This window comes from Flavonifractor sp. An10 (assembly GCF_002161215.1).
GTDB lineage: Bacteria > Bacillota > Clostridia > Oscillospirales > Oscillospiraceae > Flavonifractor > Flavonifractor avistercoris.
Map to the genome: position 1 here is coordinate 1 of NZ_NFMB01000009.1, position 15,820 is coordinate 15,820.

At 65.7% G+C, this 15,820-nt stretch carries 13 protein-coding genes; 4 read left to right on the forward strand and 9 right to left on the reverse strand.

Features of this window, described 5'->3' with window-relative positions; translation table 11 throughout:
* On the forward strand, positions 1-599 hold a 599-nt coding region (locus B5E42_RS15210), incomplete at its 5' end, for a transglutaminase domain-containing protein (protein WP_275536409.1).
* 186 nt (positions 600-785) lie between these two features.
* Here the strand turns inward: B5E42_RS15210 and B5E42_RS15215 are convergent.
* Both B5E42_RS15215 and B5E42_RS15220 read right to left on the reverse strand, forming a co-directional pair.
* Positions 786-1,280 carry a zinc ribbon domain-containing protein gene (locus B5E42_RS15215; RefSeq protein ID WP_087241173.1) on the reverse strand — a complete coding sequence of 165 codons (495 nt, stop codon included), beginning with the start codon at positions 1,278-1,280 and terminating at the stop codon, positions 786-788.
* A 64-nt stretch (positions 1,281-1,344) separates the two neighbouring features.
* Positions 1,345-3,339: a fructose-1,6-bisphosphatase gene (locus B5E42_RS15220; RefSeq protein WP_087241175.1), complete on the reverse strand. Its 1,995-nt coding sequence runs from the start codon at positions 3,337-3,339 to the stop codon at positions 1,345-1,347.
* 157 nt (positions 3,340-3,496) lie between these two features.
* Here B5E42_RS15220 and B5E42_RS15225 point away from each other — a divergent pair, with 157 nt between their 5' ends.
* Positions 3,497-5,293 carry a DUF4261 domain-containing protein gene (locus B5E42_RS15225; RefSeq protein ID WP_343214201.1) on the forward strand — a complete coding sequence of 599 codons (1,797 nt, stop codon included), beginning with the start codon at positions 3,497-3,499 and terminating at the stop codon, positions 5,291-5,293.
* Positions 5,294-5,614: 321 nt separating this feature from the next.
* On the opposite strand, the gene B5E42_RS15230 is transcribed toward B5E42_RS15225, so the two are convergent.
* Positions 5,615-6,385 carry a sulfite exporter TauE/SafE family protein gene (locus B5E42_RS15230; protein WP_087241180.1) on the reverse strand — a complete coding sequence of 257 codons (771 nt, stop codon included), beginning with the start codon at positions 6,383-6,385 and terminating at the stop codon, positions 5,615-5,617.
* A 177-nt stretch (positions 6,386-6,562) separates the two neighbouring features.
* Here B5E42_RS15230 and B5E42_RS15235 point away from each other — a divergent pair, with 177 nt between their 5' ends.
* Complete coding sequence (locus tag B5E42_RS15235) at positions 6,563-7,417, forward strand: patatin family protein (protein ID WP_087241182.1); 855 nt, start codon at positions 6,563-6,565, stop codon at positions 7,415-7,417.
* Here B5E42_RS15235 and B5E42_RS15240 read toward each other — a convergent pair.
* Positions 7,414-7,593 carry a DUF6774 domain-containing protein gene (locus tag B5E42_RS15240; protein ID WP_087241184.1) on the reverse strand — a complete coding sequence of 60 codons (180 nt, stop codon included), beginning with the start codon at positions 7,591-7,593 and terminating at the stop codon, positions 7,414-7,416. The genes B5E42_RS15235 and B5E42_RS15240 overlap by 4 nt on opposite strands.
* A gap of 78 nt (positions 7,594-7,671) precedes the next feature.
* Between B5E42_RS15240 and B5E42_RS15245 the strand changes: the two genes are divergently transcribed.
* Positions 7,672-8,805 (forward strand): aldo/keto reductase, encoded by a 1,134-nt coding sequence (locus tag B5E42_RS15245; RefSeq protein ID WP_087241186.1) that lies wholly within the window; start codon positions 7,672-7,674, stop codon positions 8,803-8,805.
* Between the two features lie 103 nt (positions 8,806-8,908).
* Here the strand turns inward: B5E42_RS15245 and B5E42_RS15250 are convergent, their stop codons facing one another.
* The 5 genes from B5E42_RS15250 to B5E42_RS15270 all read right to left on the reverse strand — a co-directional run bounded on the left by B5E42_RS15250 (position 8,909) and on the right by B5E42_RS15270 (position 15,820).
* The gene (locus B5E42_RS15250; RefSeq protein WP_087241188.1) at positions 8,909-9,643 is read right to left on the reverse strand and encodes a phosphatase; all 735 of its coding nucleotides are present in this window, start codon (positions 9,641-9,643) and stop codon (positions 8,909-8,911) included.
* A gap of 99 nt (positions 9,644-9,742) precedes the next feature.
* Complete coding sequence (locus B5E42_RS15255; RefSeq protein ID WP_204244423.1) at positions 9,743-12,121, reverse strand: phosphoketolase family protein; 2,379 nt, start codon at positions 12,119-12,121, stop codon at positions 9,743-9,745.
* Positions 12,122-12,264: 143 nt separating this feature from the next.
* Positions 12,265-13,605 (reverse strand): MATE family efflux transporter, encoded by a 1,341-nt coding sequence (locus B5E42_RS15260; protein WP_087241192.1) that lies wholly within the window; start codon positions 13,603-13,605, stop codon positions 12,265-12,267.
* 110 nt (positions 13,606-13,715) lie between these two features.
* Positions 13,716-15,020: a 2-hydroxyacyl-CoA dehydratase gene (locus tag B5E42_RS15265; protein WP_087241194.1), complete on the reverse strand. Its 1,305-nt coding sequence runs from the start codon at positions 15,018-15,020 to the stop codon at positions 13,716-13,718.
* 50 nt (positions 15,021-15,070) lie between these two features.
* Positions 15,071-15,820 (reverse strand): GNAT family N-acetyltransferase, encoded by a 750-nt coding sequence (locus B5E42_RS15270; protein ID WP_141242556.1) that lies wholly within the window; start codon positions 15,818-15,820, stop codon positions 15,071-15,073.

The window sequence follows — 15,820 nt, forward strand, 5'->3', positions numbered from 1 at the left end:
CTCCGCCGGCGGAGCCCTGGAGCTATGACGAGGCCCGGCTGCTGGCCGCCTGGGAGCGGGGGGACTGGAGCGGGCTGGCGGAGGAGGATCGGGCCATCCTGGATGTGTGCGCCCAGGTGATCGCCGACATGGTGCCGGCCGACGGCTCTGACTACGACAGGGAGCTGGCCGTCCACGACTGGATGGTGGCCCACGGCAGCTATGATTCCAACACCCTGAGCCAGCTGCCCGACTTCCGGGAGAACCCCAACAACGACAACCCCTACGGCTTCCTGGTGGACGGGAAGGGAATCTGCCTGGGGTACGCCTCCACCTTCCAGTTGTTCATGGATCTGCTGGGCATCCAGTGCATCACGGTGGAGGGCACCGCCCACGGCGGCACCGCCGACCACGCATGGAATCAGGTGTGCCTGGACGGGGACTGGTACTGTGTGGACGTGACCTGGGACGACCCCACCACCTACGGCACGGTGTCGGAGCGGACGGCCCACCGCTACTTCAATGTGACCAGCGGCTTCCTGCGGGACACCGACCACCAGTGGGAGGCGTCCGGCATCCCCGAGGCGGAGGGCACTGCCTATGCCTGGCGGCAGCGCTGACAGAGAGTTGCTGTAAAGGGAAAACGCCTACATAAAGCGAGTTGCTGAACAGGAATTACGCTTTACAGATTATCGCTTGTGTCACTCGAAAAAAGGCCCGGCCCGGAGCGGCGGGCTCCGGGCCGGGCAGGTGAGGGGCGGAAGGTATCGGCGGCCGGAAACGGCTCCACAAGGGCCGCCGACGGCTCAGAGCAGGGATAAGAAGCCGGAAATTACGAATGCGGCAAGCGCCAGAAACAGGTTGCCCAGGATTACGGCCCAGACCGCCTCGCCGAAGGTGAGGCCTTGGGGTGGCGGAGCGGTATGGGGCGCCAGGTCGCAGGGCTGGCTGCCGTCCACCACCTGTACATGGGCGCCTGCCCTTGCCAGAATGCCGGCGAAATCCCGGGCGGACTCCTCGGTCATTCCGCTCCGCAGCAGGACGGGGCCCAGCTCGGTGTTGTCCATGTAGGCCTCGGCCTCTGTCTTGGAGATACCCAGCTCATCAATCAGCACCCGTATGGTTCGCCGCCGGTTTTCCGGGTAATTGCATTTGGAGGTGAGCACCACGGAAAAGCGGTTGGGCTCGTCCGGGGAAAGCAGCTCGGGCCCCTTGGGCGGCAGGGGATAGCCGCAGTGGACGCAGCAGACGGAGCGGTCGGAAATCTCTTTCCCGCACTCGGGACAGGTGATCAGGGCCATAACCGGGCCTCCTTTCGGCGGAAACCGCCGTTTTTTCATTCTGCCAGAAAGGGGGGACAGGCGGTCAATACTCCCGGTGATCCTCGGCGATGGCGCCGCTGCGGTAGGCGTCCAGCAGGGACATGAGGTCGTCAATCTGCTCCTGGAGCTGCCGGCCCACGTCGGTGCCGGCGATTTTCAGCCGGGTCTCCAGCCGCTCGAACACCACGGAGGTGGAGGCGATGTCCTGGCTGCTGCGGATGGCCTCCTCCCGGCCCACGAAGGGCTGATGGGACACCAGGCGGTAGCAGGCGGAGTTGTAGATGAGGGTGTATCCGGCGATGCCGGTGGTCTCCTGATAGGCCTTACAGAAACCGCCGTCGATGACCAGAAGCCTGCCGCCGCCTTTTCTGGGGCTCTCCCCCTTCTTGGACTTGACGGGGACATGGCCGTTGATGATGTGGCAGTGGGGGCCCTCCAGACCGAACTCCCTCAGCAGGGCCTCGCACACCGCCGGGTCATTGTAGAGCTGATAGTAGACGTTCTTGGGCTCGGCCCAGGTGGACTCGTCGGCGATGAAGCGCCGCTCAAAGGTGGCCATCCGATCCCGGCCGAAGATGGGGCTGTTGCGCCCGGCCCACAGGAACCACAGAAAGTCCATGCCCGCTTCCCGCTCCGCCGAGCCGGGGGCGGAGTAGTAGGCCCGGCGGGCGGTGAGATCGGCGTAGTCCAGGAAGGCCTTGCCGGACAGGGTCTTTCCATCCGCCTGGAAGGTGAGGAGGCTGCCGTCCTCCGCCATGGGGATACACCCGTGGAAGAGCAGGTTGCCGTTGAAGATCTTGTACAGGCTGCCCTTGGAGTAGAGGAAGCGCACGTGCCGCTGGAGCTTCTCACTGTGGAGGAAGGAGAGGGTCAGCTGGTGGATCAGGATCTCCTCCTCGGGGGTGAGGGTATAGGGATCGGCGGGATCCACGGTGGGGAAGTCGGTGTCCAGCATGGGATAGACCTTGCCGTCCACCGTGACGGTCTTGTGCTCGTAGTCCACCTTGTCCAGCAGCAGGCGGTCGGCCATGCGGAAGGCGGGGTTGCGGAGGATCTTCTGCCCCTCCAGCTTGAAGAGGATCATGGTGATGGCCTTGTACATCCGGGCGGAGAGCAGCTTGTCCTTTTCCGTGTACTTCTCCGCCTCCTCCCCGGTGAGCTTGACGGCGAAGCGGCTCACATCGCAGTCCCTGTAGACCTCGTTGGCGAAGACCGACAGGGGGCGCAGGGAGATGCCGTAGCCGGTCTCGATGACCTCCAGGTTGTTGTAGCGCAGGGAGTTGGACAGCACCGTGGCCACCAGGGTGCGGGAGCCGGAGGCCGCCCCCATCCACAGCACGTCGTGGTTGCCCCACTGGATGTCCACGCTGTGGTAGTCCAGCAGGGAGTCCAGGATGATGTCCGCCCGGGGGCCCCGGTCGAAGATGTCCCCCACCACGTGGAGGTGATCCACCGCCAGGCGCTTGATGAGCTCGCACAGCTGCACCAAAAAGTCGGAGGCCCGGCCGATGTCAATGATGGTGGAGATGATGTTCTCATAGTAGTCCCGCTTGTCGTTGTCCTCGTAGTGGGTGTGGAGCATCTCGTCCAGGATGTAGGCGTACTCCTTCGGCATGGCCTTGCGCACCTTGGAACGGGTGTACTTGGAGCTGGCCAGCCGGCACAGCTCAATCAGCCGGTGGAAGGTGATGCGGTACCACTCCCGCATGTCGGGTGTGTCCCGCCGGATCTCCTCCAGCTTCTCGCGGGGGTAGTAGATCAGCGTGGCCAGCTGATCCCGCTCCGCCTTGGACACGGTGGCGGCAAAGAGGTCGTCCAGCTTCTCCCGCACCACGCCGGAGGCGGAGTTGAGGATGTGGAGGAAGGCCTCGTACTCCCCGTGAAGGTCGGAGACAAAGTGCTCCGTGCCCTTGGGCAGGTTCAGAATGGCCTGGAGGTTGATGATCTCCGTGCTGGCAGCCTGGACGGTGGGATACTGGCGGGCCAGCATTTTCAGGTAGTGCAGGTTTTCCGGGCGGCAGGCTTGGGTGGGCTTCATGCGGGAACCTCCTTCTATGTATGCAAACGATATATGCAAACGGGTGATTTCAAAAATCATTATCGCACGTTCTGCCGGCACTTGCAAGAGAAGGATGACATTTGCGGACAGGTTTGCTATAATATCCATACACCAATCAGGAGCGGGAGGGATGGATATGACAGCGCGCCATATACTGACCCCGGGGGATGTGGAACAGCTGGAGGCGATGCACGAGGGCGCCTCGGGCTACTTTTACAAGATGCTGGACTACCTGGAGGAGCGCATCCGGGAGGGGGTGCGCCGGGGGGAGTTCACCCAGGAGGAGGCCGGGGCGGATCTGGATGTGGCCCTCTGGTACTCCTACGCCTGCAACAACATCGACGAGTATGAGTACTACTACAGGGCGGCCCGGTGGATGCCCGCCTCAGAGGAGGCGGCCCGGGCCGCAGGGTGCGGCATGTGGTACTACCGCTATTCCTGCGCCCTGCTGTACTGCGGCCGGCTGGAGGAGGCCCTGGACTATGCCCGGAAAGGGGTGGAGACCGAGCCGGAGTATGTCTGGGGCTGGCTCCAGCTGGGCAAGCTGCGCAGCCACTTCGGCGACCGGGAGGGCGCCCTGGAGGCGGTGGAGCGGGGCCTGGCGCTGGAGCCCGGCGACTACGAGTTCACCACCCTGGCCCGGGAGATCCGGGAGGGCCGCAGCCTGGAGGAGATGGAGTTCCACTGGATCGACCCGGAGGCAGACCGGCGGCTCCAGGCGGGGGAGGACGAGAATGCCGACGACAAGCGGCGGGCCATCGCGTGCATCCTGCGCGACGAGGAGAACCTGGCTGCCGTCAAGGACGTGCTCCGCCCCACCGAGTGGGAGGCCGACGCCCCCTACTGCACTTTTACCATGCCCTACGGGGACGGGGCGCTGCTGGGCCGCTACTTCGGCAACGAGGCCTCCCTGTCCAAGGTGCCGGTGAGCTGGGTTGTCTCGCTGGTGAACCGGCTGCCCGCCCTGGAGCGGCGGGGGCTCACCTTCCTTTCGGTGGAGGCGGGCGTGGGCACCGAGGGCATGGCTCTGTCGTGGTTTGCCATTCAGCCGGATCGGAAGCTCCGGCTGTGCTTCCGGGCGGGGGACGACCACCAGCTGGTCAGCTTTGAGCCGGACTTTACGCTGTCCGGAGAGGGGCAGCCCGCCCTGGAACGTCCGGGGGCGGGGGGCACCTTCCTGGCCTTTGTCCTCCTGGAGAAGCCGGAGTGGGACGCAGACCAGTTCAAGCGGGATCTCCGGGACGGCTGGGGCATCCCCTGCATCACCGAGGAGCGGGAGGGCGAGGACGGCGGCAGCACCCTGCTGTTTGACGTGGACGGCATGACGGCGGCGGTGAGCCTCTACCCCTTCCCGGTGCCCCAGGGGGAGGCGGAGCAGAACGCGGAGCACAACTACCTGTGGCGTTCGGCCGCCGAGACGGCCGCCCGCCACCGGGGGCAGCTGCTGGTGTCCGTCCTGGGCCGGGAGAAGGATCCCCGGGCGGCGGGCACCCTCCAGGTCAAGCTGGTGTGCGCCGCCTGCCGGCAGGCGGGGGTGCTGGGCGTCTATGCCAACGGAACCGTGTATCAGCCGGAGTTCTATACCGAGGCCGCGCAGATGGCGGAGGACGGGGAGCTGCCCCTGCTTAACCTGGTGTGGTTCGGCCTGTACCGCACAGACGAGGGAATGGCGGCCTACACCGACGGCCTGCGCAGCTTCGGCAAGGACGAGATCGAGGTGCCCGAGTCGGGGGCCGAGCCCGACGCCCTGCGCAGCTTCCTCATCGATATCACCCTCTATGTCCTGGAGGAGGATGTGACCTTTCAGGATGGCGAGACCATCGGCTTTTCGGAGGGACAGCGGCTGCCCATCACCCGCAGCGCGGGCCTGTGGCTCGACGGCATGACCCTGAAAATCCCCTATCCGGAGGAATCCCCTGCGGAACAGGAATAAGACAAAGAAAAGAAGAGAAGCAGAGCGCGGCCCCGCGGATTTCCGCGGGGCCGCGCTCTGCGTGTCGAAAAAGCGGCAAAGCCGCTTTATCGAGAAGGGTCACATGGCGGAAGGGATTCGTTTTCTTGCGAAAAAGTCATCCCTTCCGCCATGAGAAGTGTCATTTCCGAGGCGCATGTCCCCGGAAATGACGGATTTTGATTTGATTCCTGCGGCTGTGGCCGCAGGAACTCTGCGAGGCTTTTCCTGACAAAGGATTTTTCGACAGCCTGAACGCGGCCCCGCGGATTTCCGCGGGGCCGCGCTCTGCTGTACTGCGGGTTAAAAGAGGATATGGACGGCCAGCATGACGGTGCCCAGGACGGCCAGCACCCCGCCGGTGACCCGGTTCAGGATCCTGGGCTCGGCCCGGTTGGCGAAGACCGCCGAGATCTGGGCGGCCAAAAAGGTGGAGGCGGCGCACACAACCAGGGCAAAGAGATCCAGGGAGCCGCCGATGGCCACGTGGGACACCGCCCCGGTGAGGGCGGTGAAGGTCATGATGAACACGCTGGTGCCCACGGCGGTCTTGAGCTCGTACCCCAGCACGGAGGTGAAGACCAGCAGCATCATCATGCCGCCGCCAGCACCGATAAAGCCGCAGATAAAGCCGATGACGATGCCGCACACCACCGACTCGGTGACGCGGATGGCCCGGCCGCTGTTGGGAAAGAGGCTGTGGGTGCCGGTGACGGGGCAGATGATGAAGCGGAGGCCCAGCACCAGGGTCATGAGCACGGAGAAGGTGCTCATGGTGTCGTTGGGCATCTGGAAGGCCACCAGGCTGCCCACCAGGGTGAGAACCAGCACCACCCCCAGCATCAGGGAGCCGTTTTTGATATCCAGGTTTTTGTGCCTGCCGTAGGTGTAGGCGGACACCGCCGAGGCCAGCACGTCAGAGGCCAGGGAGATGGCAACCGCCTGATAGGAGGGGAAGCCCAGGAAGGTGACCAGCATGGGGGAGATCACGGCGGCCGCGGACAGGCCCGCCAGTCCGGTGCCGATGCCGGCGCCCAGACCGGCCAGAACACAGACAAGGAACTTGACGAGCATGGCTTGGCCCCCCTGGAATACAAACATGGGGCCTTGAAATCCCCGGCTTTCAAGGCCCCAATGGCGGAAAAACAACAATATTATTATAATACGAAATGCACGCTTGTCAAGAATGCCTTTACAGCCCGGCTGGGATTGCCGTATAATAGAGGGCATCAAAGAAGGAAGTGAACGCCCATGAAAACTGGAATGGTTCTGGAGGGCGGCGCGGTGCGCACCATCTACTCCACCGGCGTGTGCGATGCGCTGCTCACCCGGAGTCTCATGACGGACTATGTCATTGGCGTGTCCGCCGGCATCGCCTACGGCGTCAGCTATGTGTCCCGGCAGCCCCGCCGCAACCTGGACATCATGGTCAACTATATCAACGACAAGCGGTATATGGGCATGGGCAACCTGCTCCGCCGGGATAACCGGGCCTACTTCGGCCTGGAGTTCGTCTATTCCACCATTCCCAACCAGCTCGTCCCCTTTGACTACGACACCTTTGCCGCCTATCCAGGGGAGGTGGAGGCGGTGGTGACCAACCTGGACACCGGGGCGGCGGAGTATTTCCCCCTGGATCGGCGGGACGACAAGTTCAAGCTGCTCCAGGCCACCTGTGCCCTGCCCTTTCTGTTCCCCGTGTTCCACATCCAGGGCAGGCCCTGCATGGACGGCGGGGCGGCGGACGCCATCCCCTATGAGCGGGCCTTTGCCAAGGGGTGCGACCGGGTGATCGTGGTGCTCACCCGGGAGCGGGAGTACGTCCGCCGGCCGGAGAAGCTCCAGCCCCTCATCGACCTGGCCTACCGGAAGTACCCAAAGTTCTGCGACACCATGCGCCGCCGGGCGGACGCCTATAACGAGGCGCGGCAGAAGCTCTTCCGGCTGGAGCGGGAGGGGCGGGCCCTGGTGTTCACCCCCACCAGCACCGAGGGCTTTCACCGCACCGAGCGGGACGTGGACAAGATCAAGGCCCTGTGGAAGGACGGCTGGGATCAGGGCCTGGCCCGGCTGGACGAGGCGGAGGCCTTCCTGAAGGGGGACTAGTCCCCCTCCAGGGCGGCGCGCTGGGCGGCGATGAGGGCGATGGCGTCCCCCAGGGTGGTGAAGAAGGCGGCCAGCACGGCGGCCTGCTCGTTGGTGCGGCCCTGGGTGAGCTGGATGGCGGCCAGAGTGGCGGCCGCCGCCAGAGTTTCGCCGGAGGTCCCGGCGCGGGACGGCATACCCATTCCCCCTTTCCCAGCATCCTATGGAAAAACGCGGCCCCGGGTGCCTTGCGGGGCGGAACGGGAGAGAGCTTTATGGAATATCGGGAAAACAAGCGCCTGAATGCCCGGGTGTCCCTGCTGGGCTTCGGCGGAATGCGCTTCCCCACCGACGGGGAGGGGAAGATCCGGGAGGCGGAGGCGGCCGGCATGCTCCGCCGGGCCCTGGAGGGCGGGGTGAACTACTTCGACACCGCCCACTACTACCACGACAGCCAGAGCGAGGGCTTTCTGGGCCGGGCCCTGGAGGGCGTGCCCCGGGACAGCTATTACCTGGCCACCAAGCTGCCGGTATGGAAGGTGGAGTCCGTATCGGACGCCCAGGAGATCTTCGATCTCCAGCTGGAGCGGCTGCGCACCGGCTGTTTTGACTTCTACCTGTTCCACGCACTGGATCGGAAGCGGTGGCAGGCGGTGAAGGAGCAGGGCCTGGTGGAGTGGGCGGAGGAGCTGCAGCGGCAGGGGAAAATCCGCCGGCTGGGCTTCTCCTTCCACGACAGCTATGAGGCCTTTGAGGAGATCCTCACCGCCCGGCAGTGGGACTTCTGCCAGCTCCAGCTCAACTACCTGGACACGGAGGAGCAGGCGGGGCTGAAGGGCTATCACCTGGCGGAGCGCATGGGCGTTCCGGTGGTGGTGATGGAGCCGGTGAAGGGTGGCCTGCTGGCCGCCCCGCCGGAGGAGGTGGAGGAGCTGCTCCGCGCCGCCCGGCCGGAGCGGACTCCCGCCGGCTGGGCCCTTCGGTGGGCTGCCAGCCTGCCGGGGGTGCTCACCGTCCTCAGCGGCATGGGCATCATGGCCCAGGTGGAGGAGAACCTGGCCACCTTTGCCAGGTTCACCCCCCTGGAGCCGGAGGAGACGGAACTGCTGGCCCGGGCGGCGGCGGAGCTCCGCAGGAGGACAAACAACGGCTGCACCGGGTGTGAATACTGCATGCCCTGCCCCGCCGGGGTGGACATCCCGGAGAACTTCAGCCTGTGGAACAGGCTGGCCAGATGCCGGGATGCCTCCCTGCTGTGGCGCTCCTGGAACGAGGTGCTCAAGGACGAGGCCAAGGGAAAGCACTGCGTGGGCTGCGGCAGGTGCGAGGAAGCCTGCCCCCAGCACCTGCCCATCCGGGCGGATCTGGCCCGGGCCCAGGCGGCGCTGGACGCCGTCCCCAGGCCGTGAGGGAAGGGCTCCGGCCTGCCGAAAAGGCTCCGGGAAGAGGGGGCCTCACAGATACAAAAAGGCGGGTTCCGCTCTGCGGAACCCGCCTTTTTGTACCCGCTTTTCAGCTGCCGCGGCCCAGCCGCCGCTCCAGATGGGCCAGGAAGGCGGCGGGATCGCCGTTGAGCACCAGCTCCGCCGGGAATCCCACCTCCTCCAGCAGGGCCTGGGCGTACTGGTGGCCCCCCACGGCGGAGACGAAGTGGGCGTCGCTGCCCACCACCACCGGCACCCCCTCCCGGCGGCAGACCGACAGCATCTCCTTCACGTTGGCGGTGGAGTTGACCCGGGAGCAGGCAGGGGAGAGGGAGGTGTTGTTCACCTCCAGCAACACATCCCGCTCCCCGGCGGAGCGCACCAGGGCCTCATAGTCCAGGGGATAGCGGCCGTCGTCCGGATGGCCCAGGATGCAGATTTTGGGGCAGGTGTCCATGGCGCGCACCATAGCCTGGGTGTTGGCGTCCGCGTCGCCGCCCTGGGGCATGCACCAGATGTGCTGGCTGGCGACGGCCATGTCCAGGTTGTTCAGCAGCTTGGGGGGCAGATCCACGGTGCCGTCGAAGTCCATCACATTGAGTTCCGCGCCCATCAGCACCTTCACGCCGTAAATCTCCCGGTCAATCACCTTGAAGTTGAGAAAATAGTCCCTGTGTGTGGTCAGCTCCATGCCGGGGGCGTGGTCGGTGATGCAGATGAGCTCCAGTTCCCGCTCCGCCGCCGCCCGCACCATCTCCAGCAGGGTGCAGTAGGCGTGCCCGCTGGCAAGGGTGTGGGTGTGGCTGTCCAGCAAAAATTTCATAGGCTCACTCCTTTTTATCCCCTCTATCATACCCGGAAAAGCGCAAAAAGGCAAGGGCCCGACGCAGATGCGCCGGGCCCTTGTACGGCAGGGTATGGGTCAGATTCCCGCCCCGCTGTTCCACTTCCAGTCGCGGATCTCAGGCATGTCCTGTCCGTGGGTAGTGATATACTGCTTGTGCTCCACCAGCTTGTCCTTCATCCGCTGAACCAGGAAGGCCCCCCGGTTGCCAAGCTGGGGCAGCCGCTTTACCGTGTCGATCACCAGATCATAACGGTCGATGGCGTTGAGCACCCGCATGTCGAAGGGGGTGGTAATGGTGCCCTCCTCCCGGTAGCCCCGGACGTGGATGTTCTTGTTGTGACGGCGATAGGTCAGCTCGTGCACCAGGGAGGGATAGCCGTGGAAGGCAAAGATGATGGGCTTGTCCCGGGTGAAGAGCACGTCGTAGTCCTCGTCCGTCAGGCCGTGGGGGTGCTCCGTGTGGGGCTGGAGCTTCATGAGATCCACCACGTTCACCACCCGCAGGCGCACCTCGGGCAGGGCCTGGCGCAGGATGGTGACGGCGGCCAGGGTCTCCAGGGTGGGGGTGTCGCCGCAGCAGGCCAGCACCGCGTCGGGCTCCGCCCCCTGGTCGTTGGAGGCCCACTGCCAGATGCCGATGCCATGGGTGCAGTGCTTGATGGCCTCGTCCATGGTGAGCCACTGGGGCCGGGGGTGCTTGGAGGCGATGATCACGTTGATATAGTTCCGGCTTTTGATGCAGTGGTCGAAGCAGGAGAGCAGGCAGTTGGCGTCGGGGGGCAGATAGAGCCGCACCACGTCCGCCTTCTTGTTGGCCACGTGATCCAGGAAGCCGGGATCCTGGTGGGTGAAGCCGTTGTGATCCTGCTGCCACACGTTGGAGGTGAGCAGGTAATTCAGGGAGGCGATATCCTGCCGCCAGGGCAGCTGCCGGGCCACCTTGAGCCACTTGGCATGCTGGCTCACCATGGAGTCCACGATGCGGATGAAGGCCTCATAGCTGCTGAGGACGCCGTGGCGGCCGGTGAGCAGATAGCCCTCCAGCCAGCCCTGGCACATGTGCTCGGAGAGCATGCCGTCCAGGATGCGCCCGTCGGGGGAGAGCCCTGCGTCGCCCTTCTCCAGCTCCGCGTTCCACCGGCGGCCGGTGACCTCAAAGACCGCCCCCAGCTTGTTGCTCAGAGCCTCGTCGGGGGAGAAGATGCGGAAATTGCGGGCCTTCTGGTTCAGCTTCACCACGTCCCGGATGTACTGCCCCAGCACCGACATGTCCTCCGCGGACACAGAGCCGGGGGCGGGAACCTCCACGGCGTATTTGGGGAAGGCGGGTGTGCGCAGCTCCCGCAGGAGCAGCCCGCCGTTGGCGTGGGGGTTGGCCCCCATGCGCCGCTCTCCCTGGGGGGCGAAGGACCGCAGGGCGGGGGCCGGCGCGCCTTCGGCGTCGAAGAGCTCCTCCGGCCGGTAGCTGCGCAGCCAGGACTCCAGGACGGCCAGCCGCTCCGGATGGGCGTCATCCACCGCCACCGGCAGCTGGTGGGTGCGGAACGTGCCCTCCACCGGCACCCCCTCCACCGACCTGGGGCAGGTCCACCCCTTGGGGGAGCGGAACACGATCATGGGCCAGCGGGGCCTGCTGGTGTCGCCGAACTCCCGGGCGCCCTGCTGGATGCGCTGGATCTCCCGCACTGCCCAGTCCAGGGCGGCGGCCATCTTCTGGTGCATCTGGGCGGGCTCGTCCCCCTCCACAAAGCGGGGAGTCCAGCCGCAGCCCTTGAAGAAGTCCTCCACCTCCTCGCGGGTGATGCGGGCGAAGAGGGAGGGGGAGGAGATCTTGTAGCCGTTGAGGTGGAGGATGGGGAGCACCGCCCCGTCGGAGGCGGGGTTGAGAAATTTGTTGGAGTGCCAGGCGGCGGCCAGGGGGCCGGTCTCCGCCTCCCCGTCCCCCACCACGCAGGCGGCGATCAGCTCCGGGTTGTCCATCACCGCGCCGAAGGCGTGGGCCAGGGAGTAGCCCAGCTCGCCCCCCTCATTGATGGAGCCGGGGGTCTCGGGGGGACAGTGGCTGCCGATGCCGCCGGGGAAGGAGAACTGCCGGAACAGGCGGCGCATGCCCTCCTCATCCTGGCTCACGTTGGGATAGCGCTCGCTGTAGCTGCCCTCCAGATAGGTCTGGGCCACCATGGCGCTCCCCCCGTGGCCGGGGCCGGAGACATAGATCATATTGAGCTCATACCGGGTGATCACCCGGTTGAGGTGGGTGTAGATGAAATTCTGCCCCGGCACGGTGCCCCAGTGGCCCACCGGAGTGGGTTTCAGATGCTCCGGCCGCAGGGGCCCCCGCAGCAGGGGATTGTCCAGCAGATAGAGCTGCCCGGCGGCAAGGTAATTGGACGCGCGCCAGTAGGCGTCCACCCGGCGGAGCTGCTCCGGGGTGAGGGGGCCCTTCTTGGACATGCGGGTGGAAGATTTCACAGGGGGTTTTGCCTGCTCCTTGGGCGTTTTCGCCAAGCTGACGACCTCCTTAACAGGGATATTCGATTCTCATTATACCGGAGCGGCGGGCGCTGTCAAGAGCGGGGACGTAAAATTTCCCGCGCTCACAGGCCGGCCAGCCGCAGCCGGGCGGTGCGCCGGCAGAGGAACAGCGCGGCCAGGCAGGACACCACCTCGGCCACCGGGAAGGACAGCCACACCAGGCCGGGGCTGAGAAAGCCGAAGAGCAGGGCGGCGGGGAAGAGGAGGGCCACCTGCCGCAGCAGGGAGACCACCAGGCTGGCATTGGCCGCCCCCAGGGCCTGGAGGGCGGCGCAGAGGATCACCGACACCCCGGCGCACACAAAGGACAGGGCGATCATCCGCAGGGCGGGGACGCCCTCGGCCAGCACGGCGGCGTCGGCCTCAAAGAGCCGGAGCAGGGGGCCGGGCAGGACGGCCATCACCACGGTGCCCGCCGCCATGATGGCGATGGACGCCGCCAGGGCGAAGCGGATGACCCCGGTGATGCGCTCCCGCTGCTGGGCGCCGTAATTGAAGCTGACGATGGGGATGAGGGCGTTGTTCAGGCCGGCGACCGGCATGAACAGGAAGGACTGGAGCTTGAAGTAGGCCCCCAGGATGAACACGCCGGAGGCGGTGAACAGGGGGAGGATCAGGTTCATGCCCAGGTTCATCACCGTGGCCAGGGCCTGCACCAGGGAGGCGGGTATGCCCACCCGCAGAATGGGGCCGATGATGGCCCTGTCGGGGCGGAAGCCCCGGAAGGACAGGCGTACCAGGCTGTTCCGGCGCACCATGACCAGCCCCACCGTCATGCCCACCAGCTGACCCAGCACGGTGGCGATGGCCGCCCCGGCCACCTCCAGGCGGGGGAAGGGGCCGATGCCGAAGATGAGCAGGGGATCCAGGATCAGGTTGACCACCGCGCCGATGCCCTGGATGATCATGGGCCCCACGGTATTGCCGGTGGCCTGGAGGGTGCGCTCCCCGGCGAACTGCATGCACACGCCCACGGAGGCCCCGATGACGATGGACAGGTACTGGGCGCCGTAGGTGATCACCTGGGGCTGTCCGGGGGCGAACAGCTCCATGAAGGGCCGGGCCAGGGTGATCCCCAGCACCAGGAAGATCACCCAGCACGCCAGGTAGAGGAAATAGCCGTGGGCCACCACCCGGTTGGCCTCCTCCTGCCTGCCCTCCCCCAGCCGGCGGGCCAGCAGGGCGTTGTAGCCCACCCCCACCCCCACGCAGATGGAGATCATCAGGGTCTGGATGGGGTAGACCAGGGAGAGGGCCACGAAGCCGTCGGCGCTGAGCTGGGCCACAAACATGCTGTCCACCATGTTGTACAGCGCCTGGATCAGCATGGACAGCATCATGGGCCAGGCCATATTCAGCAGCAGCCGGCGCACCGGCATGACCGCCATCTTGTTTTCCGCCAAATGAAATCCCTCCAAATGGAATTGATACCGCAAAAACGGGTATCGGGGCGATGGCCCCGATACCCGTCACGTCCCCGCGGCGTGGCAGCCCGCGGGGCTATCTGTTTGTCTCAGGCGCGGACGGCGCCCTCGGCCGCCCGCTTTTCCGCCTCCTGCCGGGCCAGTCCCTTGGCGTTGGCCAGCATCAGCTTGATGCGGTTCTCCTGGTTGATCTTGGTGGCGCCGGGGTCGTAGTCGATGGCCACGATGTTGGAGAAGGGGTAGTCGTCCTTCAGCTTGCGGATCATGCCCTTGCCCACAATGTGGTTGGGCAGGCAGCCGAAGGGCTGGGTGCAGACGATGTTGGGGGTGCCGGAGTGGATGAGCTCCAGCATCTCGGCGGTGAGCAGCCAGCCCTCGCCCATCTTGTTGCCCTCGCCCAGGTAGCCCTGGATCAGCCGGCGGAGATCCTCAAAGGTGCCGGGGGCCCGGAAGCCGCCCTTGGACATGGCGGCGATCATGGCCTTCTGGCACTTCTCCACGTAGCCCTTGAAGATCTGGCACACCTTCTTCTTGATCCACTTGCCGCCGTAGATGTTCACATCCACCTCACGGTTGTAGATCTTGAAGATGATGAAGTCGGTGAGGCCGGGCACCACCGGCTCGGCCCCCTCGGAGAGAAGGAACTGCTCCAGGTTGTTGTTGCCCAGGGGGGAGTATTTGATGTAGATCTCGCCCACAACGCCTACCCGCACCTTGGGCTCCCCGGCCACGGGGATCTCCTTAAAAGCGGCCACGATGCGGTCGAAATTCTCCACCATGCTCTTGAAGGAAAGGCCCTTGCCCTGGTTCATCCCCTCCAGCAGCCAGTTCTCCACCGCCTCAATGGTCTCGTCGGTCTGGCCCTGCTTCACCTCGTAGGGGCGCACCTGGTTGGCGGTCTGGACGATGATGTCGCCGTACATCATGGCGAAGATGGCCTTGCGCAGGGTGTTGAGCCCCAGCTGGAAGCCGGGGTTCTTCTCCAGGCCGGACAGGTTCACCGAGATGACGGGGATGAAGCTGAGCCCCGCCTTCTCCAGGGCCTTGCGCAGCAGGTGGATGTAGTTGGAGGCCCGGCACCCGCCGCCGGTCTGGGTGATCATCAGGGCCACCTTGTGCAGGTCGTACTTGCCGCTCTTGATAGCGTCGATGAGCTGGCCGATCACCAGCAGGGCGGGGTAGCAGGTGTCGTTGTGGACGTACTTGAGGCCCTCGTCCACGATGCCCCGGTGGTTGGTGGTGAGCATCTCCACCTTGAAGCCCTCGGTCTCCAGAATCCGGGCCATGAGCCCGAAGTGAACCGGCAGCATGGTGGGGAAGAGGATGGTGTACTCCTCCTTCATCTCCTTGGTGAAGAGAAGGCGGCCGGTTTTGTCGTATACCAGTTCTGCCATAGAAATTGGATCCTTTCGTTGGAAGTACAGGGAAACGGGCGAAACGCCGCTTACAGGGGCCTGGCCCATACCTCGGCCCAGGCGGGGCGGAAGCCGGCGTTTCGGGCGGTGTTCAGAGAGAAGATATGGCTCTGGGCGGTGCCGTAGAAGGGGACGATCCCCCGGCGGAGCAGCTCGTCCTTCAGCAGGGCGGTGAGCCCGGCGGCCAGACCCCGCCCACGGTGGGGCGGCAGCACGTTGACGCCGATCTGCCACAGCCGCTCCCCGTCCCGGCTGGCCCCCGCCATGCCGACGGGCTGTCCCCCTTCGTCCAGGGCGGCCACGGCCAGCATGTCCGGGAAGTCGGGCTGGAAGGCCAGGGCGTCCGTCCACCGGCCGTCCCCCCGAAACCGCTTCAGCTCCGCCTGTTCATACCAGGCCGCGGGAAATTCCGCGCTGGCCGGGGGGCAGGTCAGATCGGGGGCGAAGAAGGGGTGGGCGTTGGCGACCGTCCAGCCCCAGGGGCGCAGGGCGTCGTCCATCTGCTTCAGGCAGGCGTAGTCCAGGCACCACTCCGGCTCCAGCTTAGTCAGGTGCTCCCGGGCCCAGGGGAGCAGGCACTCGTGGACGGCGAAGGCCGCCGCACCCCGGCGGATGTGCCCCAGGAAGAAGGGGTGCCCCGCCCGGTAGCGCCGCCGGCGGAAATCCTCCCGCCAGGGGGCCGCGGTGACCCTGCCGGGGGTGTCCCACACGTCCGGCTCCAGGCCCAGGTCGGCGGAGAGCTGCCCGTCGATGACGGCGTCCAGTTCCTGTCGTGTCAT

Excerpts from the sequence above, each read along its gene's own strand:
- B5E42_RS15215 (WP_087241173.1), bottom strand. The coding sequence starts at position 1,280 with ATGGCCCTGATCACCTGTCCCGAGTGCGGGAAAGAGATTTCCGACCGC.
- B5E42_RS15220 (WP_087241175.1), bottom strand. The coding sequence starts at position 3,339 with ATGAAGCCCACCCAAGCCTGCCGCCCGGAAAACCTGCACTACCTGAAA.
- B5E42_RS15225 (WP_343214201.1), top strand. The coding sequence starts at position 3,497 with ATGACAGCGCGCCATATACTGACCCCGGGGGATGTGGAACAGCTGGAG.
- B5E42_RS15230 (WP_087241180.1), bottom strand. The coding sequence starts at position 6,385 with ATGCTCGTCAAGTTCCTTGTCTGTGTTCTGGCCGGTCTGGGCGCCGGC.
- B5E42_RS15235 (WP_087241182.1), top strand. The coding sequence starts at position 6,563 with ATGAAAACTGGAATGGTTCTGGAGGGCGGCGCGGTGCGCACCATCTAC.
- B5E42_RS15240 (WP_087241184.1), bottom strand. The coding sequence starts at position 7,593 with ATGCCGTCCCGCGCCGGGACCTCCGGCGAAACTCTGGCGGCGGCCGCC.
- B5E42_RS15245 (WP_087241186.1), top strand. The coding sequence starts at position 7,672 with ATGGAATATCGGGAAAACAAGCGCCTGAATGCCCGGGTGTCCCTGCTG.
- B5E42_RS15250 (WP_087241188.1), bottom strand. The coding sequence starts at position 9,643 with ATGAAATTTTTGCTGGACAGCCACACCCACACCCTTGCCAGCGGGCAC.
- B5E42_RS15255 (WP_204244423.1), bottom strand. The coding sequence starts at position 12,121 with ATGTCCAAGAAGGGCCCCCTCACCCCGGAGCAGCTCCGCCGGGTGGAC.
- B5E42_RS15265 (WP_087241194.1), bottom strand. The coding sequence starts at position 15,020 with ATGGCAGAACTGGTATACGACAAAACCGGCCGCCTTCTCTTCACCAAG.
- B5E42_RS15270 (WP_141242556.1), bottom strand. The coding sequence starts at position 15,820 with ATGACACGACAGGAACTGGACGCCGTCATCGACGGGCAGCTCTCCGCC.